The 21,233-nt window shown below is 63.7% G+C and carries 17 protein-coding genes and 1 pseudogene; 9 read left to right on the top strand and 9 right to left on the bottom strand.

The window, feature by feature from the left end; all coding sequences use genetic code 11:
• Positions 1 to 146: 146 nt before the first annotated feature.
• The 3 genes and pseudogenes from MJ643_RS28305 to dacB form a co-directional block, all read left to right on the top strand.
• Positions 147 to 1,598 (top strand): annotated as a pseudogene (locus MJ643_RS28305) (ATP-binding protein); the annotation flags it as partial.
• A gap of 41 nt (positions 1,599 to 1,639) precedes the next feature.
• Complete coding sequence (locus tag MJ643_RS28310; protein WP_004376110.1) at positions 1,640 to 1,984, top strand: YggL family protein; 345 nt, start codon at positions 1,640 to 1,642, stop codon at positions 1,982 to 1,984.
• A 186-nt stretch (positions 1,985 to 2,170) separates the two neighbouring features.
• Positions 2,171 to 3,628, top strand: a complete 1,458-nt coding sequence (gene dacB, locus MJ643_RS28315) for a D-alanyl-D-alanine carboxypeptidase/D-alanyl-D-alanine-endopeptidase (protein WP_013971678.1) — start codon at positions 2,171 to 2,173, stop codon at positions 3,626 to 3,628.
• Positions 3,629 to 3,757: 129 nt separating this feature from the next.
• Here dacB and MJ643_RS28320 read toward each other — a convergent pair whose 3' ends face one another.
• Positions 3,758 to 6,148: a diguanylate cyclase gene (locus MJ643_RS28320; protein ID WP_013971677.1), complete on the bottom strand. Its 2,391-nt coding sequence runs from the start codon at positions 6,146 to 6,148 to the stop codon at positions 3,758 to 3,760.
• 94 nt (positions 6,149 to 6,242) lie between these two features.
• Positions 6,243 to 8,435, bottom strand: coding sequence for a bifunctional 23S rRNA (guanine(2069)-N(7))-methyltransferase RlmK/23S rRNA (guanine(2445)-N(2))-methyltransferase RlmL (gene rlmKL / locus MJ643_RS28325; RefSeq protein ID WP_047595264.1), 2,193 nt, complete (start codon positions 8,433 to 8,435; stop codon positions 6,243 to 6,245).
• 561 nt (positions 8,436 to 8,996) lie between these two features.
• Between rlmKL and MJ643_RS28330 the strand changes: the two genes are divergently transcribed.
• Positions 8,997 to 9,212, top strand: a complete 216-nt coding sequence (locus MJ643_RS28330; RefSeq protein WP_003248687.1) for a ribosome modulation factor — start codon at positions 8,997 to 8,999, stop codon at positions 9,210 to 9,212.
• Between the two features lie 183 nt (positions 9,213 to 9,395).
• On the opposite strand, the gene MJ643_RS28335 is transcribed toward MJ643_RS28330, so the two are convergent.
• The gene (locus MJ643_RS28335; RefSeq protein ID WP_013971675.1) at positions 9,396 to 10,418 is read right to left on the bottom strand and encodes a quinone-dependent dihydroorotate dehydrogenase; all 1,023 of its coding nucleotides are present in this window, start codon (positions 10,416 to 10,418) and stop codon (positions 9,396 to 9,398) included.
• Between the two features lie 144 nt (positions 10,419 to 10,562).
• Here MJ643_RS28335 and MJ643_RS28340 point away from each other — a divergent pair, with 144 nt between their 5' ends.
• The 5 genes from MJ643_RS28340 (at position 10,563) to cobA (ending at position 16,224) form a co-directional block, all read left to right on the top strand.
• Complete coding sequence (locus MJ643_RS28340; protein WP_039614903.1) at positions 10,563 to 11,777, top strand: CmpA/NrtA family ABC transporter substrate-binding protein; 1,215 nt, start codon at positions 10,563 to 10,565, stop codon at positions 11,775 to 11,777.
• 12 nt (positions 11,778 to 11,789) lie between these two features.
• Positions 11,790 to 12,365, top strand: a complete 576-nt coding sequence (locus tag MJ643_RS28345) for an ANTAR domain-containing protein (RefSeq protein WP_247727185.1) — start codon at positions 11,790 to 11,792, stop codon at positions 12,363 to 12,365.
• A 199-nt stretch (positions 12,366 to 12,564) separates the two neighbouring features.
• Positions 12,565 to 13,776, top strand: coding sequence for a nitrate/nitrite transporter (locus MJ643_RS28350; RefSeq protein ID WP_013971672.1), 1,212 nt, complete (start codon positions 12,565 to 12,567; stop codon positions 13,774 to 13,776).
• Positions 13,777 to 13,785: 9 nt separating this feature from the next.
• Positions 13,786 to 15,456, top strand: coding sequence for a bifunctional protein-serine/threonine kinase/phosphatase (locus MJ643_RS28355; protein ID WP_039614901.1), 1,671 nt, complete (start codon positions 13,786 to 13,788; stop codon positions 15,454 to 15,456).
• A 27-nt stretch (positions 15,457 to 15,483) separates the two neighbouring features.
• Positions 15,484 to 16,224 (top strand): uroporphyrinogen-III C-methyltransferase, encoded by a 741-nt coding sequence (gene cobA, locus MJ643_RS28360; RefSeq protein WP_023661728.1) that lies wholly within the window; start codon positions 15,484 to 15,486, stop codon positions 16,222 to 16,224.
• A gap of 182 nt (positions 16,225 to 16,406) precedes the next feature.
• Here cobA and MJ643_RS28365 read toward each other — a convergent pair whose 3' ends face one another.
• The 6 genes from MJ643_RS28365 to rraA form a co-directional block, all read right to left on the bottom strand.
• The gene (locus MJ643_RS28365) at positions 16,407 to 17,444 is read right to left on the bottom strand and encodes an OmpA family protein (RefSeq protein WP_004376136.1); all 1,038 of its coding nucleotides are present in this window, start codon (positions 17,442 to 17,444) and stop codon (positions 16,407 to 16,409) included.
• Between the two features lie 111 nt (positions 17,445 to 17,555).
• The gene (gene sigX / locus MJ643_RS28370) at positions 17,556 to 18,122 is read right to left on the bottom strand and encodes an RNA polymerase sigma factor SigX (RefSeq protein WP_003248665.1); all 567 of its coding nucleotides are present in this window, start codon (positions 18,120 to 18,122) and stop codon (positions 17,556 to 17,558) included.
• A 112-nt stretch (positions 18,123 to 18,234) separates the two neighbouring features.
• Positions 18,235 to 19,059, bottom strand: coding sequence for a mechanosensitive ion channel domain-containing protein (locus MJ643_RS28375; protein ID WP_004376138.1), 825 nt, complete (start codon positions 19,057 to 19,059; stop codon positions 18,235 to 18,237).
• 2 nt (positions 19,060 to 19,061) lie between these two features.
• Positions 19,062 to 19,334 (bottom strand): hypothetical protein, encoded by a 273-nt coding sequence (locus MJ643_RS28380; protein WP_004376140.1) that lies wholly within the window; start codon positions 19,332 to 19,334, stop codon positions 19,062 to 19,064.
• A gap of 205 nt (positions 19,335 to 19,539) precedes the next feature.
• Positions 19,540 to 20,535 carry a zinc transporter ZntB gene (locus MJ643_RS28385; RefSeq protein WP_013971669.1) on the bottom strand — a complete coding sequence of 332 codons (996 nt, stop codon included), beginning with the start codon at positions 20,533 to 20,535 and terminating at the stop codon, positions 19,540 to 19,542.
• Positions 20,536 to 20,562: 27 nt separating this feature from the next.
• A complete protein-coding gene (gene rraA / locus MJ643_RS28390) occupies positions 20,563 to 21,054 on the bottom strand; it encodes a ribonuclease E activity regulator RraA (protein ID WP_013971668.1) in 492 nt (163 codons plus the stop codon).
• Between the last annotated feature and the right edge of the window lie 179 nt (positions 21,055 to 21,233).

Raw genomic sequence — 21,233 nt, forward strand, 5'->3', positions numbered from 1 at the left:
GGGTGGAGTCCGGGTATTTTGCCAAAATCAGGAAGTCTTTTTCAGGATTTCCTTAGCCCCATTCAGGTTTCATCCCCCTGACTGGGGCTTTTTTGTGTTACAGAAGCCAGCTGGCGATATTTTTTCTACGAATGTGACGGGTCATTGCCGTCATCGGCATGCTCGAGCTGGCAGTCAAGCGCGCCGACCAAGGCCGTGTAGACCGCTGTGCGCTGGAGCTGGCCCACCATTCGGCCAAGGACCTGCTGGGCCTGATCGGCGATATCCTCGACATTGTGCGCATCGAGTCCGGGCATTTGTCCCTCGCCCCGGAGGCCGTCGACCTGGCGGCCCTGGTCGAGTCGGTGGGGCGCATTTTCGAGGGCCAGGCCCGGCAGAAAGGCCTGGCCCTGGAGGTGATCATCGCACCGGCCGCCCGCTGCCATGCCCTGCTCGACCCCCTGCGTTTCAAGCAAGTCCTGTCCAACCTGGTAAGCAACGCCATCAAGTTCACCGAGCATGGCCAGGTGCGCATATGCGTCGGCCTGGTGGACGACGGCAGCACTACCCCCGCAGTGCTGGAGCTGGAAGTGCGCGACAGTGGCATCGGTATCCACGCCGACGACCTGCAGCGCCTGTTCAACCCGTTCATCCAGGCCAACCCGCATAGCCAGAGCGCCCGTGCAGGTACCGGGCTGGGCCTGGCCATCTGTCGCAACCTGTGCGAGATGATGGGCGGCAGCCTGACCATAAAGAGCCTGGAGGATGTCGGCACCCAGGTGCGCCTGAAGATGCCGCTGCAGCGGGTTGACGCAGCAGCGCAGCCGGCCCCGCTGATCGAAAACCTCGACGTGCCCGACCCACGGCTGAGCGTGCTGGTGATCGACGACCACCCGGCCAACCTGCAACTGATGGCACAGCAGCTTGGCTACCTGGGGCTTGAGCACACCAGCGCCCAAGACGGTCGCGAAGGCCTGGCTACCTGGCGGGCGGGCGACTTCGATGTGCTGGTGCTCGACTGCAACATGCCGCACATGAACGGTTACCAGCTGGCCACTGCCGTACGTACCGAGGAACGCCATGGCAAGCGGCAGCGCTGCACCATTCTCGGCTACACCGCCAACGCACAGCCGGAGGTACGCCGCAAGTGCCTGAGCGCCGGCATGGACGACTGCCTGCTCAAGCCCATCAGCCTGGGCACGCTCAGCCAGCGTCTTGCCAGTATCCGCCCACGCCGCCAGCAGAAACCGCGCCGCAAGCTCTACCACCTGGACGGCCTGGCCACGGTGGTCGGGCATGACCCGAACGATCGCCAGCGTTTCCTGCAGGCGTTGCAGCAGAGCCTGCAGGCCGACCTGGCCACCTTGATGGCATTGCATCCGCAGCATGACAGCGATGCCATTGCCGAACAGGCGCACAAGGTGCTCAGTGCCGCGCGGATGCTGGAAGCCCCCGAGCTGATGAAAGCCTGCGAAGCCCTCGAGGCAAGCGGCTTGCCTACCACTCAGCTACGCCTGCGGCGCCAGGCACTGGCGCGGCATATGTACCGGGTAGAACGTGCCCTGGCCAGGGAACTGGCCACAGGCACCTGCACACAGGCAGGCAGCCAGGCGTGTTAACTGGTAGACTGCGCGGCGTTATTACCTAAGAGGATTGTTTCATGGCCACAAACCGCTCCCGTCGTCTGCGCAAGAAGCTGTGTGTCGACGAGTTTCAGGAATTGGGCTTCGAGCTGAACCTGGAATTCAAGGAAGATCTGGATGACCAGGCAATCGATGCTTTCCTCGACGCGTTCCTGGCAGAAGCCATGGACGCCAATGGCCTGGACTATGTAGGCGGTGACGATTTCGGCCTGGTGTGCTCGGTCAAACGCGGCTCGGTCAGCGAAGAACAGCGTGCAGCCGTTGAAGCCTGGCTCAAAGGCCGTAGCGAACTGACCAAGATCGAGGTCAGCCCGCTGCTGGACGCCTGGTACCCGGAAAAGCCGATCAACAAGGCCGAGTAATACCGGCCCGGCTCGATCGCTGGAAAGGCCACCCTCAGGGGTGGCCTTTTTTATTGGGGGTGCTTTTCCGTCGAACGTGGCGCATCGTCGCTGCGCTTGGGGCATAATGCGTATTCTTTCACCCTGGGGCCATCATTCCTTACAGCCCCAATGCCCTTTTCCCTCGCCGTAGGGTATTTATCGATCATGATCAAAACGCTTCGTCCCCTCGTTCTTGCCGGCCTGCTGTTGCCACTCGCCCTGCCCAGCCAGGCCGCCGCCGTCAACACCACGCTGCCTGCCAAGGTGCAGCAGGCCCTCAAGGCCAACAAGCTGCAGGATTCTGCCCTGTCGCTGGTGATGCTGCCGCTGGACGGCCCCGGCACACCGACCGTGTTCAATGCCGATGTCTCGGTCAACCCGGCCTCGACCATGAAACTGGTCACCACCTACGCCGCCCTCGAACTGCTCGGCCCGACCTTCCAGTGGAAAACCGAGTTCTACACCGACGGCACCCTGAGCAACGGTGTACTCAACGGCAACCTGTACCTCAAGGGTGGCGGCGACCCGAAACTGAACATGGAAAAGCTGTGGCTGCTGATGCGTGACCTGCGCGCCAATGGCGTGCGCACCATCACCGGCGACCTGGTGCTGGACCGCAGCCACTTCGTGCAGCCCAACCTGCCGCAGTTCAACGACGACGGTGGCGATGAGAACAAGCCGTTCCTGGTCAAGCCCGACTCGCTGCTGGTCAACCTCAAGGCCCTGCGTTTCGTGGCCCGCAACGATGGCGGCAAGGTAACCATCGCAGTCGAACCGCCGATTGCCAGCATCCGTATCGACAACCAGGTCAAGGCAGTAGCCTCCAGACAGTGCTCGGGTGACGTGCGCTACAACCCGGTGCAGCAGGCCGATGGCATCAGCGTAACGGTCAGTGGTCAGCTGGGTGACGGCTGCAACTCCCAGACCTATCTGTCGCTGCTCGACCACCAGACCTACGCCGCCGGTGCCGTGCGCGCGATCTGGAACGAGCTGGGTGGCAGCATCCAGGGTGGCGACCGCTTCGAGAACGTGCCCAAGGGCGCTCGCCTGCTGGCCCGAGCCTTCTCGCCAGACCTGGTGGAAGTGATCCGCGACATCAACAAATACAGCAACAACACCATGGCCCAGCAGCTGTTCCTGAGCCTTGGCGCGCAGTTCCGCACCGATGCCGACGGTGACGACGCCCGCGCCGCCCAGCGTGTGGTGCGCCAGTGGCTGGCGAAGAAGGGCATTACCGCGCCGCACCTGGTAATGGAAAACGGTTCCGGCCTGTCGCGTGCCGAACGGGTCAGCACCCGGGAAATGGCCGCGATGCTGCAGGCTGCCTGGAAGAGCCCTTATGCTGCCGAGTTCATGAGCTCGATGCCGCTGGTGGGTATGGATGGCACCATGCGCAAGCGCCTGAAGCGTACCGCCATGACCGGCGAAGGTCACATCAAGACTGGCACGCTGAATACCGTGCGGGCAATTGCAGGCTTCAGCCGCGACAGCAACGGCCATACCTGGGCGGTGGCGGCGATCCTCAACGATCCGAAACCGTGGGGCGCCTCGCAGGTGCTCGACCAGGTGCTGCTGGACCTGTACCGCCAGCCGAAACTGGCCGGCAGTACTGCGGCCAACTGATCGTTAGCCGGTACCGGCCTCTTCGCGGCTAAAGCCGCTCCTACATGTACAGTGCAGGGTTCAAGACTGTGATGTCCCTGTGGGAGCGGCTTTAGCCGCGAACGGGCCGGCATTGGCAACTGAAAGCTGTCAGGCCAACTCCCCCTCCACCCGGTCCCGCCCGGCCTGCTTGGCCGCATACACGCCTGCATCGGCCCGCAACAGCAAGGCATCGGCCCCTTCCCCCGGTCGCCAGCCCGCCACACCAAAACTCGCAGTCACCCTGCCCACGCCTTCCACCGGCACATTGCGCACCCCATGCCACAGTTCCAGCGCCAGCAGCCGCGCCTGCTCGGCATCGCTCCCCGGGCACAGCACCATGAATTCCTCGCCGCCCAACCGGCAGAAAACATCGGTACGGCGCAAACGCTGGCTGATACGCAGGCACAGGCTGCGCAGCACGCGATCGCCGACAGCATGGCCAAAATGGTCGTTGATGCGCTTGAAGTGATCGATATCGAGCATGATGACCGCCAGTGCCTGGCCATCGCGCTGGGCCCGTTCCAGCTCGAGCTTGAGCCGCTCCTGGAAGTAACGGCGATTATGGATGCCGGTCAGTGAATCGGTCACCGACAGCGCGCGCAACTCTTCCTCCACACCCTTGAGGTCGGAGATATCGGTCAGGTAGCCATGCCACAACGTGCAGCCCTGCTCCCCCACCTCCGGTGTCGCCTCGCCACGCACCCAACGCAGCCCGGCACGCGGCAGGCAGACCCGATATTCTTCACGCCAGGGCGACAGGTGTTCGGCCGAGTAACGCACCGAGCGGCGCACGCGCTCGAGGTCATCCGGGTGGATGCGCTCGAACACCGCCGTGGCATCCTCACGCAATTGCTGCAGATCGACTTCGTAGATGTCGTACAGGCCCTTGCTGGCGTACGGAAAACAGGAATGGCCGTTGCCATCCAGGCGGTACTGGTAGATGCCGCCCGGCACCTCGGCACTGAGTTTTTCCAGAAGGCGGTCACGCGCCGCCAGCGCCTCATGCACCCGACGCCGTTCAGTGACATCGATGCAGATCGCCAGGTAACCGATCCATAACCCCTGCTCATCGAGCATGGCGGTGACCAGCATGTTGGCCACCAGTTGGCTGCCATCGGCGCGCAACAAGGTCCACTCCCCCGGCTCGGCTCCATGCTCCTCCACCGTTTCGGCAAACATGGCCTGGCCACCTGCAATCGGCCGGCCGAAACGCAGGCTCAAGGCATGGGCACGCAGGTTCAACTCCTCGGGCAACACCAGGTCCTCCAGGCGCAGCTTGCCGATCGCCTCGCAGGCCGGGTAACCGAGCATGCGCTCGGCACCGGCGTTGAAGGTGCTGACCACGCCCTTGAGGTTGGTGGCGATGATCGCCACCTGGGTTGCGGCATCCAGCACGCTGCGCAGCTGGTTGTGGGTACCACGCAGTGACTGCTCGCTGACCCGCAGCTCGGCGGTACGCTGCTCTACCAGGGCCAAGGCGCGCTGGCGCTGGCTGAACAGGCTGTAGAGCAACACACTGAGCAGCAGGCTCAACAAGCCGCCCAGCAGGCTTACCGCCAGCACCGCGGAGGAGCGGTTGGCGCGCACGAAGGCCAGGCTCGGCCGGATACTCAGCTGGAAGTGGTGGTCAGCCAGGTGCAACAACTGGTTGATGGCCAGCGGCAGAGGTGCAACCGGGTTCTGCGAATCGAACATCACCTCGGGGCCATGCAGCCCGGTGGGGTCGACGATACGCACCACCAGGTTATCGTCTGCCGTAACCGGGCGCCCGTCACTGACCAGTTCCCGCATGCTCAGCAGGGCCATCACATAGCCCATTGCCGCGCCGCGGGGGTTGGCATCGGAAAACACTGGCGCCACCATCAGCAGGCCACGCGCATCCGAGCTGGTATCGAACATGGGTAGTGGCTCGGACACCGCCATGCTGCCGGGCCCCAGCGCCCGCGCCAGTGCCGCCAAGGGCACTTCCTGGCCGGCGAGGTCCAGACCATGGGGCAGCCCGGGCAATTCACCCGACTGGGTATAGAGTACCGGGAAGTAATGGTCGCGCTGGGGGGATGGGTGCCACTGGCCTTGTTCATCCTGGTCGCGGATCACATAACCCGGGCCGAAATGCACACTGGCCTGGCGCTCGAACTCGGCGCGTTGCGCGGCCTCGACACGCGGCGCCCAGGCGTAGGCCAGGGTCCGCTGCAGCAATGGCCGGGCGTAGCCGTCGAACTCGTGTGGGGTGATTTCGTTGGAAAAGCTGAAAAACCGCCGCAGCCCGTCCAGGCGCTGCTGCTGTTCGTCAAACCGCTCGGCGATCCGGCTGAAACGCTCGCTGGCCAGCAGCTCGAAGCGCTGGCGCAGTTGCTGCTTGTAGAAGGTTTGCGTGGCTAACGCCAGGACGGCCGTCAACAGGCCACCCACGACCAGGGCGACCAGGGCCACCGCCCAGGCGGACATTGCCTCTGTGCACAGGCCAAGCAACCGCGCACGCACGCCACCCTTTGACATACACCCATCTCGTCACGTCAGCGTCCTGCGGATTATCTTGCCCTGCCCTCAGTTATAGCCATTGGCCATTAGCCGCGCAATGTACCTCGTCGCCTCAACGAAGCTGCAGACGCCAGGCGCGATGGATACGGTTATTGCGCGCGAAGTCCGGGTCCAGGGTCTGGGCCGTGATCTCCTCCACCGCATAACGCGCCATAAGGTGCTCGTCCAACTGGAACTTGCGGAAGTTGTTGGAGAAATACAGCACGCCACCCGGCGCCAGGCGGGCCATGGCCAGGTCCAGCAGTTGCACGTGGTCACGCTGCACATCGAACACGCCTTCCATGCGCTTGGAGTTGGAGAAGGTCGGCGGGTCGATGAAGATCAGGTCATAGCTGTCGCGGTTGCCTTCCAGCCAGGCCATCACATCGCCTTGCTCCAGGCGGTTGCGCTCGGAGAAGCCATTGAGCGCCAGGTTGCGTCGCGCCCAGTCCAGGTAGGTTTTCGACAGGTCGACGCTGGTGGTGCTGCGCGCGCCGCCCTTGGCCGCATGCACGGTGGCCGTGGCGGTGTAGCAGAACAGGTTGAGGAAGCGCTTGCCGGCTGCTTCGCGCTGGATGCGCATGCGCATCGGGCGATGGTCCAGGAACAGGCCCGTGTCGAGGTAGTCGGTGAGGTTGACCAGCAGCTTTACGCCGCCTTCGTTCACTTCCTGGAAGCGGCCTTCGGTCGCCTGGCGCTCGTACTGGCGCGTGCCGCTCTGCCGCTCGCGACGCTTGAGCACCACACGCTGCGGCGAAATGCCCAGGGCCTGCGGGATGGCGGCCAGCGCATCGAGCAGGCGTGCCTGGGCCTTGTCCGGGTCGACCGAACGTGGCGCGGCGTATTCCTGCACGTGCACCCAATCCTGGTACAGGTCGACCGCCAGGGCATATTCGGGCATGTCGGCATCGTACAGGCGGTAGCAATCGAGCTGTTCGCGGCGGGCCCACTTGCCTAGTTGCTTTAGGTTTTTCTGCAGGCGGTTGGCGAACATCTGCGCCCCTTCCGACAGGCGCGCCGGCTCGCTGGCCGGTGCTGCCTGCTGGCGGGTTTCCGCGCCTTCAGGCTGCGTTTCGCGGCGCTCGCCGGTAACGAACTGGTCGGGCTGCACCTTGAACAGCAGCAGCTTGCACGGCAAGGCGCCGTTCCAGAACGCGTACTGCTTGTGGCTGCGAATGCCCATGCGCTTGCCCAGCTGCGGCGCGCCAGTGAATACCGCCGCCTCCCAGCCCATGCAGGCCTGGCGCAGGCGCTCGCCGAGGTTCTGGTAGAGGTACAGCAGGCTGGCTTCGTCACCCAGGCGCTCGCCATAAGGCGGGTTGCTGATGACCAGGCCTTTCTGGTTCTGGTCCGGGCGCGGCTCGAAGGTGCTGACTTCGCCCTGGTAGATCTTCACCCAGTCGCCCAGGCCGGCACGCTCGACGTTGTTGCGGCCTGGCTGGATCAACCGAGGGTCGGCCTCGTAGCCACGGATCCACAGTGGTGGCTTGGCCAGGCCGGCCTGTGCCCGCGCCTGCGCCTCGTCATGCACCTTGCGCCACAATGCCGGTACGTGGCCGAGCCAGGCACTGAAGCCCCAGCGCTCACGCTTGAGGTTGGGCGCGATATCGGCGGCGATCATCGCCGCTTCGACCAGGAAGGTACCCACACCGCACATCGGGTCGGCCAGCGCACCACCTTCGGCGGCAATGCGCGGCCAGCCGGCGCGGATCAGCACCGCCGCCGCCAGGTTTTCCTTCAGCGGCGCGGCACCTTGCTGCAGGCGGTAGCCACGCTGGTGCAGGCTGTGCCCGGAAAGGTCGAGCGAGAGAATGGCTTCGCCACGGTCCAGACGCAGGTGCACGCGCACATCAGGGTCGATCTTTTCCACTGACGGGCGCAGGCCTTCGCGGTTGCGCAGCTTGTCGACGATCGCGTCCTTGACCTTCAGCGCACCGAAGTGGGTGTTGTCGATGCCCGAGCCATGGCCGCTGAACTCCACCGCCAAGGTACCGTCGGCTGCCAGGTGATCGGCCCAGTCGACCGCGTGCACGCCGTCGTAGAGGTCGTCGGCGTTCTTCATGGAGAAGCGCTTGAGTACCAGCAGCACCCGGTTGGCCAGACGTGACCACAGGCACAGGCGGTAGGCGGTTTCCATGTCGGCGGCGCCGCGAATGGCCGAGGTGTGCTCGCGCACGTCATCCAGGCCGAGGCCCCGCGCCTCTTCGGCAAGCAGGCCTTCCAGGCCTTTAGGGCAAGTGAGGTAAAGTTCGAAACGGTCCGACATGAGTAATCCAGCGCCTTGGGCTATTTGACTGACGGGGCGACGCATCGCCCCGCGATGTTTGCCCGCACACCTTTCCAGCAGACGTGCGGGTGGCCCTTCCCGACACGCGAACGTGCAATGAAAGGCCGGGCCGCCTGACCGATCTGTGCTTGGCCCAGTGGCAAAGACAGCTTAGATCATCAGGCAGTATGAAAAATTCTGGCGATACCAGGACCAATGTGACCCTTCGTCGCATTTCAAATTATTTCTGTCATCCGCAAGCAACGCTGGCGAAATGACGTCAATGATCGGCAAACCCTGATCATAGCGGGCTCAACGCTAAACAAGGTTGAGTCGCATTTATTTACTTATCCCCTCACCCTTGGAAAGGTTACGTGCTTATGACAAATCGATCATTCACACCGTGACTCGCATTCGATAGAACTGGTCTCAGGCCGCTTCGCAACGAGGTGGCACTTTCAGCTCGCCACGCCGGCAGCGAGCGCACACCGGCAGAAAGACTCTGCCCGGCCTCGGAGAGGCCGACGGGACATTACAGTCAACAAGTGAGGGCAACACCCTATGAGAAGACTTAAGCGTGATCCGTTGGAAAGAGCATATTCACGTGGCTACCAATACGGGGTCACCGGCAAATCCCGCGAACTTTGCCCCTTCAATCTTCCTTCTGTTCGCCAAGCCTGGATCAACGGCTGGCGTGAAGGTCGCGGTGATAACTGGGACGGAATGACTGGCACCGCTGGCATCCATAGACTCAACGAAAATCACGCCGTTGGCTGAACGAGGACACTGAATTCGATTCACCATGCACGCCCTATCCGGGCGGCGGGCGAAGGCCCAGGGGCCCCTTGATGGGGCCCTTTTTTATGCTACTTGGCAAATGTTATCAAATGCACCGGCCCTTTCGCGGGTAAACCCGCTCCCACAGATGCCCTGCTGCCTTCAAGCGCTGTGCCTGTCAGGTTACCTGGACATTGCAGCGATAGCGTCCACCGCCTCGCGAATCAGCGCCGGCCCTTTATAGATGAAGCCGGAGTAGATCTGCACCAGGCTCGCCCCGGCAGCGATCTTCTCGGCGGCATGGCGGCCTTCGGTAATACCGCCAGCGGCAATGATCGGCAGCTTGCCGCCCAGCTCGCCCGCCAGCACCTTGACGATATGGGTGCTCTTTTCCAGCACCGGCGCGCCCGACAGGCCGCCCGCCTCGCCACCGTACGGTAACCCTTCGACACCTTCACGCCCCAGCGTGGTGTTGGTGGCGATCACCGCATCCATGCCCGACTCCATCAGCGCGGCGGCCACCAGGGCGGTTTCTTCGTCGCTCATGTCCGGGGCAATCTTGATTGCCAGAGGTACGCGCTTGCCATGCGTGCCGGCCAGTTGCTCGCGGCGCACGGCCAGGGCATCGAGCAGCTGCTTGAGCGAATCGCCGAACTGCAGGCTGCGCAGGCCCGGGGTGTTGGGCGAACTGACGTTGACCGTGATGTAACTGGCCTCGGTGTACACCTTGTCCAGGCAGATCAGGTAGTCATCGACGGCACGCTCCACCGGGGTGTCGAAATTCTTGCCGATGTTGATGCCCAGCACACCGTTGTAACGCGCAGCCCGTACCCGGCCGAGCAGGTGATCAACGCCCAGGTTGTTGAAGCCCATGCGGTTGATGATGGCCGTTGCCTCTGGCAGGCGGAACAGCCGTGGCTTGGGGTTGCCCGGCTGCGGGCGCGGGGTGACGGTGCCGATTTCGACGAAGCCGAAGCCCAGCTGGGCGAAACCGTCGATGGCCGCACCGTTCTTGTCCAGGCCGGCCGCCAGGCCCACCGGGTTGGCGAAGTTCAAGCCCATGACCGTAACCGGCAAAGCCGCCGGCTGCTTGCACAGCATGCCGTTGAGGCCGAGACGGCCACCGGCACCGATCAGGTCCAGGGACAGGTCATGGGAGGTTTCCGGGGAAAGCTTGAACAGCAGCTGGCGGGCCAGGGTATACATGGGCAGGCAAGGCTCGGGGTGAATGAGGGGGCGATTATAGCCAGCGTGAGGCCGGCATGACAGCAAATCGTGGGGCTGCTGTCAGATGGCACATCGGTTGCACCGGAAAAGCCCACAGCCTTATCAGTACGGGCGAGGACCCTTGTGAACACTGCACCCCGAGCAACGCCCCTGGCCTGGGTCAACGGCAGCGACGCGCCGGAAAAGCCCAGCCTGAACATCGGCTACATGGCCCTGACCGACTGCGCCTCGGTGGTAGTCGCCGCCACCCAGGGCTTCGCCCAGCAGCACGGCCTTACCCTCAACCTCAAGCGCCAAGGCTCCTGGGCCGGGCTGCGCGACAAGCTGGTCAGCGGCGAACTGGATGCGGCGCACTGCCTGTATGGCCTGGTGTACGCCGTGCACCTGGGCATCGGCGGTGTACCGGCCAGCGCCATGGCCGTGCTGATGGGGCTGAACCAGAACGCCCAGGCCATAAACCTGTCCCCGGCCCTGCAGCGCAAAGGCGTGACCAACCCTGAAGCACTGGCGCGCCTGGTGCACCAGCATGGCGCACGCCTCACCTTCGCCCAAACCTTCCCCACCGGCACCCACGCCATGTGGCTGTATTACTGGCTGGCCAGCCAGGGCATCCACCCATTGCGCGACGTCGACAGCGTGGTGGTACCACCGGCGCAAATGGCTGCGCATATCCAGGCCGGGCGCATCGACGGTTTCTGCGTGGGCGAACCCTGGGCTGCCGATGCAGTGGCCACGGGCCAGGGCTTCACCCTGGCCACCAGCCAGTCGATCTGGCCGGACCACCCGGAAAAGGTCCTGGCCTGCGCCCGCGCCTTTGCCGAGCAATACCCCAACAGCGCCCGCGCGCTGATCAAGGCGGTACTCGCCGCCAGCCGCTTCATCGAGCAAAGCCCGGAAAACCGCCGCAGCACCGCGCAACTGCTCAGCAGCAGCGCCTACCTGGACACTCCGCTGGCAAGTATCGAGCCGCGACTGCTCGGCAGCTACCACGATGGCCTGGGCAACCACTGGCAAGACCCGCACGCCCTGCGCCTGCACGATCACGGCCGGGCCAACCTGCCGTACCTGTCCGACGGCATGTGGTTCATGACCCAGTTCCGCCGCTGGGGCTTGCTGCGCGATGACCCCGACTACCTCGGCGTGGCCCGCCAGGTCCAGCAGCTGGCACTGTATGGCGAGGCGGCCCAAAGCCTAGGCGTGGCCTGCCCCGAGCAGCCGATGCGCAGCAGCCTGCTGATCGATGGCAGCCGCTGGGACGGCAGCGACCCCTACGGCTATGCCCGCAGCTTCAGCCTGCATGCCCTGGGCGACCTGCCCGATGCCCGTGTCGGCGCGTGAGGGGGACCATTCATGTTGCGCATCCTGCTGATCGACGACACCCAGAGCAAACTCGGCCGCCTCAAGGCGGCCTTGAGCGAGGCCGGCTTCGAGGTCATCGAAGCCCCAGGCCTGACCATCGACCTGCCCGCCTGCGTCGAAACGGTGCGCCCGGACGTGGTGCTTATCGATACCGACTCACCGGACCGCGATGTGATGGAACAGGTGGTCCTGGTCAGCCGTGACCAGCCACGGCCAATCGTGCTGTTCACCGACGAGCATGATCCCGGGGTGATGCGCCAGGCGATCCAGGCAGGGGTCAGCGCCTTCATCGTCGAAGGCATTCATGCCGCGCGGCTGCAACCGATCCTGGATGTGGCCATGGCCCGCTTCGAAAGCGACCAGGCGCTGAAGGCACAGCTGCTTGCGCGCGACCAGCAACTGGCTGAACGCAAGCGCATCGAGCAGGCCAAGGGTTTGCTGATGAAGATGAAGGACTGCAACGAAGAACAGGCCTACACCCTGATGCGCCGACAGGCCATGAGCCGGCAGCAGAAGCTGATCCAGGTGGCCGAGCAGATCATTGCCATGCACGAGATGCTGGGCTGACGCCTCGTTCAAAACCTCCCACATAACCCGAGTCAACCCACGGTCCGAGTTGGCCCATCTCTTGCTGAACAAATATCACCGGTAGCCAACGGCGGTTGCCCCACTTAATCCCCGACAAAGACGTCGCTCTCCCCTCCACGCACGTGGAGCGGGTAGCGGCGTCTTTTTCGTTCCGTTGCATTGCCGAGTGAGGTGTTCGATGAGTACCAGCTTCTGGAAATCCGGGCATGTGCCCACGCTGTTCGCCGCGTTCCTGTACTTCGACCTCAGCTTCATGGTCTGGTACCTGCTTGGCCCATTGGCGGTGCAGATTGCCGCCGATCTGCAGCTGAGTGCACAACAACGGGGCCTGATGGTGGCCACGCCGATCCTGGCCGGGGCGATCCTGCGCTTCGCCATGGGCGTGCTGGTTGACCGCCTGTCACCCAAGACCGCGGGGCTGATCGGCCAAGTGGTGGTCATCGTCGCCCTCGCCGCTGCCTGGCACCTGGGCGTGCACAGCTATGAACAAGCGCTGCTGCTGGGCGTGTTCCTCGGCTTTGCCGGCGCTTCGTTCGCCGTGTCACTGCCGCTGGCCTCGCAATGGTACCCGCCACAGCACCAAGGCAAAGCCATGGGCATTGCAGGTGCCGGCAACTCCGGCACAGTGTTCGCCGCCCTGCTGGCCCCCGCGCTGGCTGCGGGCTTTGGCTGGAACAACGTGTTCGGCTTCGCACTGATCCCGCTGTCGCTGGCCCTGTTGGTGTTCGCCCTGCTGGCACGCAATGCTCCGCAGCGGCCCAAGCCAAAAGCCATGGCCGATTACCTCAAGGCCCTGGGCGACCGTGACAGCTGGTGGTTCATGTTCTTCTACAGCGTCACCTTCGGCGGCTTCATCGGCCTGGCCAGCGCCCTGCCCGGCTATTTCAGTGACCAGTATGGCCTGAGCCCGGTCACCGCTGGCTACTACACCGCTGCCTGCGTGTTCGCCGGCAGCCTGATGCGCCCACTTGGCGGCGCCTTGGCTGACCGCTTCGGCGGCATCCGCACCCTGCTGGGCATGTATAGCGTGGCGGCCATCTGCATCGCCGCAGTCGGCTTCAACCTGCCAAGCGCCGCCGCCGCACTGGCCCTGTTCGTCAGCGCCATGCTCGGCCTGGGAGCCGGCAATGGCGCGGTGTTCCAACTGGTACCGCAACGCTTCCGCCAGGAGATCGGCGTGATGACCGGGCTGATCGGCATGGCCGGCGGCATCGGGGGCTTCCTGCTGGCCGCCGGGCTTGGCACCATCAAGCAGCACACCGGTGACTACCAGCTGGGGCTGTGGCTGTTCGCCAGCCTGGGCTTGCTGGCCTGGTTCGGCCTGCACGGCGTGAAACAGCGCTGGCGCACCACCTGGGGCTCGGCTGCGGTTACCGCGGCACGGGTCTGAGGCACAGCCATGAGCCTGCAACTGAACTTTGCCCAGGCCAGCGCCACCGGGCCGCGCGAGGAAAACCAGGACGCCCTGCGCCTGGTTACCCCGGCGCCGGAGCTGGCCGCCAGCAAAGGCTACCTGTTCGCCCTCGCCGACGGCGTCAGCCAATGTGCCGATGGCGGCCTGGCAGCCCGTGCCAGCCTGCAGGCGCTGGCCCTGGACTATTACGCCACCCCCGCGACCTGGAGCGTGGCCCAGGCACTGGACCGCCTGCTGCTGGCGCAAAACCGCTGGCTGCGCGCCCAAGGCAGTGGCCAGCCACTGCTGACCACCCTCAGCGCGCTGGTGCTGCGCGGCCGACGCTTTACCCTGGCCCACGTGGGTGACTGTCGCGTGTACCGCTGGCACGCCGGGCGCCTGCAATGCCTGAGCGAAGACCATGTATGGGACCAGCCCGGCATGCAGCATGTGCTGAAGCGCGCGCTGGGCCTGGACCAGCACCTGCTGGTGGATTATCTGGAAGGTGAGCTGCAGCCGGGCGAGAGTTTCCTGTTGTTGAGCGATGGCGTATGGGCCAGCCTGGGCGACCAGCACATCCAGGCGGTGCTACGCGAGCAACCCGACCTGCAACTGGCCGTCGATACCCTGGTCGCCAGCGCGCACCTGAACGGCAGCCAGGACAACGCCAGTGCCTTGCTGGTGCAGGTCGAGCAATTGGGCACTGCCAACCTGGGCGACACCCTGGCGCAACTGCAGCAATGGCCGGTGCCCGGCCCATTGCGTGAAGGCCAGGTAATCGATGGCTGGCAAGCCGAAAAGCTGCTTTCGCAAAGCCGCCAGTCGCTGCTGTACCGGGTGCGCGATAGTCAGGGCCGAGCCTGGCTGCTGAAGACACTGCCACCCGCGCGCGAGCAGGAGCCCGGCGCGGCGCAAGGGCTGTTGCTGGAGGAATGGTTCCTGCGCCGGGTCGCTGGCCGGCACTTTCCCGAGCTGCACACCGCCAGCCAGCGCCAGCACCTGTACTACGTGATGCGCGAATACCCCGGCCAGAGCCTGGCGGCGCTGCTGGCCGAGCATGGCCCGCTGCCCATGCCGCAGTGGCTGGAGCTGGCCCGGCAACTGCTGCAGGCGGTCGGCGTATTGCACCGGCGCAACCTGCTGCACCGCGACATCAAGCCAGAGAACCTGCACCTGGGCAGCGATGGGCAGCTTCGCCTGCTGGACTTCGGTCTGGCCTACTGCCCGGGCTTGTCCGAAGACCCGCTGCACGAGTTGCCGGGCACACCGTCATACATTGCCCCGGAAGCGTTCGACGGCCAACCGCCCAGCCCACGCCAGGACCTGTATGCCGTGGGAGTGACGTTGTATCACCTGCTGACCGGGCATTACCCCTACGGCGAGGTGGAGGCCTTCCAGCGCCCACGCTTCGGCCAGCCGGTCAATGCCGCGCGCTACCGCCCTGACCTGCCGGAATGGCTGCAGCACAACCTGCAGCAGGCACTGGCAGCCGACCCAGCGCAGCGCTTCGAAACCGCCGAACACTGGCTACTGCTACTCGAACGTGGCGACCGCCAGGAACTGCCCACCCGCCCACGGCCGTTGCTGGAGCGCGAACCGTTGAAGGTCTGGCGCACCCTGGCCCTGCTGTCCTTGCTGTTCAACCTGATTTTGCTGCTCACCCTGCTCAAGGGCTGAACGCACCTTGCCGATGAGGAAACCCTGATGAATGCGAAAGTCTGGCTGGTTGGTGCTGGCCCTGGTGATCCGGAGCTGCTCACTCTCAAGGCTGTACGCGCCTTGCAGCAAGCCGCTGTGGTGATGATCGACGACCTGGTCAACCCGGCGGTGCTGGAGCACTGCCCACAGGCCCGTGTGATTGCCGTGGGCAAGCGCGGCGGCTGCCGCTCCACGCCGCAGGCGTTCATCCAGCGCCTGATGCTGCGCCATGCGCGGCAAGGGCGCTGCGTGGTGCGGCTCAAGGGCGGCGACCCGTGCATCTTCGGCCGCGGCGGTGAAGAGGCGCTGTGGTTGCAGGGGCATGGTATCGAGGTGGAAGTGGTCAACGGCATCACCGCCGGCCTGGCTGGCGCCACGCAATGCGGAATTTCCCTGACCTCACGGGGTGTGAGCCGGGGCGTGACGCTGGTCACGGCACATACCCAGGACGACAGCGAACTGAACTGGGCGGCCTTGGCCCAGGGCGGGACGACGCTGGTGGTGTACATGGGCGTGGCCAGGCTGGAGCAGGTGCGCCAAGGGTTGCTGGACGGGGGCATGGCACCGGCGATGCCGGTGGCGATGATCGAGAATGCCTCGTTGCCGCAGCAGCGGGAGTGCAGGAGCGATGTGCGGGGGATGGTCGAGGATGCGCGGGGGTTTGGCTTGCGTAGCCCGGCGATTTTGGTGATTGGGGAGGTGGTTGGGGAACAGGTGGTTCAGGAATTGGTGGCAATTGCTGGATGATGCGCTGCCTGCGCCGGCCCTTTCGCGGGTAAACCCGCTCCCACAGGGATTGTGCATGACCTGAAGGGTGCGGCGAACCTGTGGGAGTGGGTTTACCCGCGAAAGGGCCGGCACACACCACACAAATCCCAGACAAAGAAAAACCCGGCCGAGGCCGGGTTTTTCATGAAGCTTCAAACCAATTACTTGGCCTGGGCTTCTACCTGAGCTTCAACGCGACGGTTGACAGCGCGGCCTTCTTCGGTGGCGTTGTCGGCAACCGGACGGGTTTCGCCGTAGCCAACCGAATCAACACGGCTGGATTCTACGCCGTACTGCTGGGTCAGGACCTGCTTGACAGCGTTGGCACGACGCTCGGACAGCTTCTGGTTGTAAGCGTCTGGGCCGACGGAGTCAGTGTGACCTTCCACGGTGGTGGTGGTCTGTGGGTACTGCTTCATGAAGTCAGCCAGGTTCTTGATGTCGCCGTAGCTGTTTGGCTTGACGACCGACTTGTCGAAGTCGAACTTGACATCCAGCTCAACGCGAACGACTTCGGCAACAGCCGGGCAGCCATCAGCGTCAACGGTAACGTTGGCCGGGGTGTCAGGGCACTTGTCGACGTTGTCGCAAACGCCGTCGTTATCGGAGTCGGAGCACACTTCGGCAACTGGGGCCGGAGCGACTTCAGCTTGCTTCGGGCTACCGCCGAAGTTCAGACCAACACCAACGGTCGGGCCCCATTCGGTGTTGCCGTTGTCGATGTTGTACATGGCTTCTACGCCAGCACGGGCGAAGAACATGTCGGTGATGTACCACTTGGCGCCAGCGCCAACGTTGGCGAAGGTGGAGTGGTCGCGGCCGCTACGAGTAGCCTGGCCCAGGCTCTCGTGAGCGAAACCGGCGGAAACGTACGGACGCAGAGCGTCGCCAACGGTACCGAAGTGGTAGGTAGCGTCGAGCTTGGCCTTGGAACCTTTGATGTCTTTGTTGAAGACTTCACCACGAGCGTTGTGGGTCTCGTTGTAGCCGAGGTCCAGGGAAACGTCGTCGGTCAGGAAGTAGCCCAGGCGAACACCAGGATTGGTGCCGTCGTTCTTGAAGTTACGTTCGCTGTCGTAGTACTGCTTGGTAACGTTGCCTTCGATTTCCACAGCGCCTTGGCCTTGAGCCAGAACGCCGAACGAAGTAGCAGCGACGAGCGAGCCAATGGCCAAGCCCAAGGTGTTTTTCAATTTCATCCGTTAAATCCCCATCTGGTGATAGTTAAGCAGTCCCACCACAAACAAGGGGGACAACTCGACGGCAAGTCTAGCAGAACTCGCCGGTTCGTTAGAGATATTTGCACGCCACTAAGTTTCATCGAGGCCGGCAAATTTCTCCCGAAGCTTGTCTAGCGCGCGCTTGTAGCGCATTTTTGTCGCGCTCAGGCCCATGTGCATGATGTCGGCAATTTCCTGAAATTCCAGCTCTGCGACAAAACGCAGCACCAGGATTTCCCGGTCAATCGGGTTCACATGCACCAGCCACTTGTCCAGCCCGCCTTTTTCTTCCGGCTTCGGAGCCTTGTCTTCGGACGCCTCTTCGACAGGGTCCAGACTCAAGGCATCCATCAGCCGACGTTTACGGCGCTCCTTGCGGTACTGGGTAATGCATTCGTTGTAGGTGATGCTGTAGAGCCAGGTCTTGAACTTGGACTTACCCTCGAAGTTCTTCAGCCCGTACAGCACTTTCAACATGACTTCCTGACAGACATCGTCCGCGTCACGGTCGTTCCCCAGATAACGCGCACAGACGTTGAACAGGGTCCGTTGGTAGCGCCGCATGAGCTCCTCATAGGCGCGGGTAACGTGATACAGCTCTTCATGCGAACGCGCCACCAACTCTTCGTCGGTGAGCTCGCGGGGGTCATAACGCATGGGCGGCGAATGAACTTTATTCAAAACGGATCTGGCCGACAGTCAGGTCAATGTCGCCGCGCGACCCCGTGGGTCGATTTTCGCGGCGGCATACATTAACAGCTTTGTGCGGTTAGCGGCTATTGACTCGCTGTTCAAGCAACTCGCGATTGGACAGCGACACCAGTTCGCCATCATCGGTCAGCAGCGTCGTCTTGACCGTACCGATTTCCTCGATGTGCCCTTCGACCTCTCCAATTCGCACCTGCTGGCCCACCTGATAAAGTTCGCGCACGTAGATGCCGGCGAGGATTTGCCCGGCGATTTCGCGGCTACCGAGGCCCATTGCCAACGCAACGGCCAGACCAACGGTAATCAGCCCGATCACGATCACATGGTTCAGCAGGTCGGTTTTCACCTCCAGCTGGCTGATGGCCACCGAGATGCTGATGATGATCACCAGGCCTTGGGTGATACGGCCCAGGCCTGCCGAGTATTCCAGGCCGATGCCTTCGGCAGCGCCGCGTACCAGGCCGTTGGCCACCTGGGCCAGCAGCACGCCGGCCAGCAGCACCAGGGCTGCGCCGAACACCTTCGGCAGGTAAAGGGCAAGCATGTCGAGGGTTGCCGAAACCCGCTCCAGGCCCAGCGACTCTGCGGCCGAGACCAGGAAGATGAGCAGCACGAACCAGTAGACGATCTTGCCGATCAGGGTGGAGATGGGTACCTGGATGCCGACCCGGCCGAGCATCTTGGTCAGGCCGGTGCCGGCCATCAGGCGGTCCAGGCCGAACTTGGCCAGCAGTTTGGACAGCAGCGTGTCGAGCAGCTTGGCCACCACGAAACCGAGCAGCACCACGACCAGCGCGCCGAACAGGTTGGGGATGAAGTTCGCTACCTTGGTCCAAAGGGCAGTCATGGCGGTGACCAGGCTCTGGGTCCAGAGATCGAGTTCCATATTCAATCGGCCTTATCTGCTTTGCTGCCGTTGGCAGCGTTGCGGGAAGAGTGTCGACGCACCGGCGCAACATGCGCCGCGCCATTGTTCACGGCGATCAGCAGCGCCTGGCTCCAGCGGCCAAGCAGGCTGAACAGATCGCCCGCGCCAACCTGGCGGTTGGCGGTTTTCAGCACGCGACCCAGGCAAGCGGCGTCGTCCCGGTCGTCCCGGTCATTGCCGGATGGGGACGCCTTGAGCAGGTCGCGCAGGGATTCTTCAAACGGATCGTGCATGGGCACCTCGCGCAGTGTCAGTCAGAGACGAGATGGCCGGACGATGGGTCACACATCGCATTGGGACGAGTGTTTCAAAATGAATGCGCGTCGGCTTCTTCGCGGGCACGCCCGCTCCCACAGGGATCCCACAGAACCTGAAGGCTGTGGTGTCCCTGTGGGAGCGGGCGTGCCCGCGAAGAGGCCAGAGCAGGTCAATCGACATCTATACCCACCGCAACCGCCGAAACAGCCACCACTGCCCCACCGCCAGCCCCAGCACGACGATGCAGGCGAACAGGAAACCATAGGGGTTTTCCGCCCCGGGGATGCCGCCGACATTGATGCCCAGCAGCCCGGTGATGAAGCTCATGGGCAGGAAGATGCAGGTGATGATGCCGAAGCGGTACATGGTGCGGTTCATGCGCTCGCTACGCCGGCGATCCTGGCTTTCCAGCACCAGCGCGGCACGTTCGCGGGTCAGTTCCAGCTCTTCGAGGTAGCGGATGAGGCTGTTGTTCAGCTCGTTCCAGTAATCGGCATCGGCATCGGCGAACCAGCTCCATTTGCTGCGCGACAACTGGGCGTAGATTTCCCGCTGCGGGGCAAGAAAACGCCGCAGACCGGCGGCACGCCGGCGGATCTGCTGCAGGCTGCCGTTCTCCGGGGTATACCGTTCGTCGGATTCAACCTTTTCTTCCTCAATGTCGGCCAGTTCGGACAGGTCGCTGACCAGACCCTGAACCTTTTCGGTGAGCAGTTCGCCCATCAGCAGCAACAGCTCGGAAGCCGATTTCGGGCCCCTGCCCTCTTCGAGCTGCTGGAGAATCTCGTCACTGGCGCGCAACGGCCGCAGGCGCAGCGAGATGACCCGCTGCGCCTCGGCAAAGATACGCACCGAGACCATGTCTTCCGGCTCTGCACCCGGGTTGAGGTTGACCCCACGCAGGAACAGCAACAACTGTTCATCGGCCATGGGCAGCAGGCGCGGCCGGGTGTTTTCTTCCAGCAGCAGCTCGCAGGCGAACGCGCTCAGGCCGCTGTCGTGCAGCAGCCAGGTGCGGGTTTGCGGATGGCTGCGATCCCAGTGCAGCCACAGGCTTTGCTCGGGTTGCAGCTGCAGGTCGTCCAGCTCGGTACGGGCAATCGAGCGCGCGCCACCTTTGCCATCGAGCACCAGGGCGTGCACCAGCCCCCACTGCGCGTTGTCTTCCTCGAACATCAAAGCTCCATCAGCGCGGGCGGCGCCTTACTCAGGCATTTTCAACGGGCTTGGCGAGACCAGCACGCCATTGTTGTCGGCATACACATACTCGCCCGGGCGGAAGGTCACCCCGGCGAAGGTCACTGGCACGTTGAGGTCGCCGATGCCGCGCTTGTCGGTCTTCATCGGGTGGCTGGCCAGGGCCTGCACGCCGACGTCGGTCTGGATCAGCACGTCGACGTCACGCACGCAGCCGTAGATCACCAGGCCTTCCCAACCGTTCCTGGCAGCCTTCTCGGCGAGCATGTCGCCGAGCAGTGCGCGGCGCAGCGAGCCACCACCATCGACGACCAGGACCTTGCCCTTGCCATCGAGCTCGACCTGCTCCTTGACCAGCGAGTTGTCTTCGAAGCACTTGATGGTGACGATCTGGCCGCCGAACGAATCGCGGCCGCCGAAATTGCTGAACATCGGTTCCAGCACCTGCACCAGGTCCGGGTAGGCATCACACAGGTCGGGCGTAACGTAATGCTGCATGGGAAGCTCCTGTCAGTCACAACGAAAGCGGGTATCGGCCAAGGCTACACCGTAGAGCCCATTGCAGTCATCCGGGACCAAGCAGTCAGTTGTGTTTTGCCTGTACCGGCCCTTTCGCGGGCACGCCCGCTTGTATGGTTAGACTTGAAGGGGTGGTGGGACTAAATGCCCGATTCTGA

Source organism: Pseudomonas sp. PNPG3 (genome assembly GCF_023093815.1).
Classification (GTDB): Bacteria; Pseudomonadota; Gammaproteobacteria; order Pseudomonadales; family Pseudomonadaceae; genus Aquipseudomonas; species Aquipseudomonas asiatica.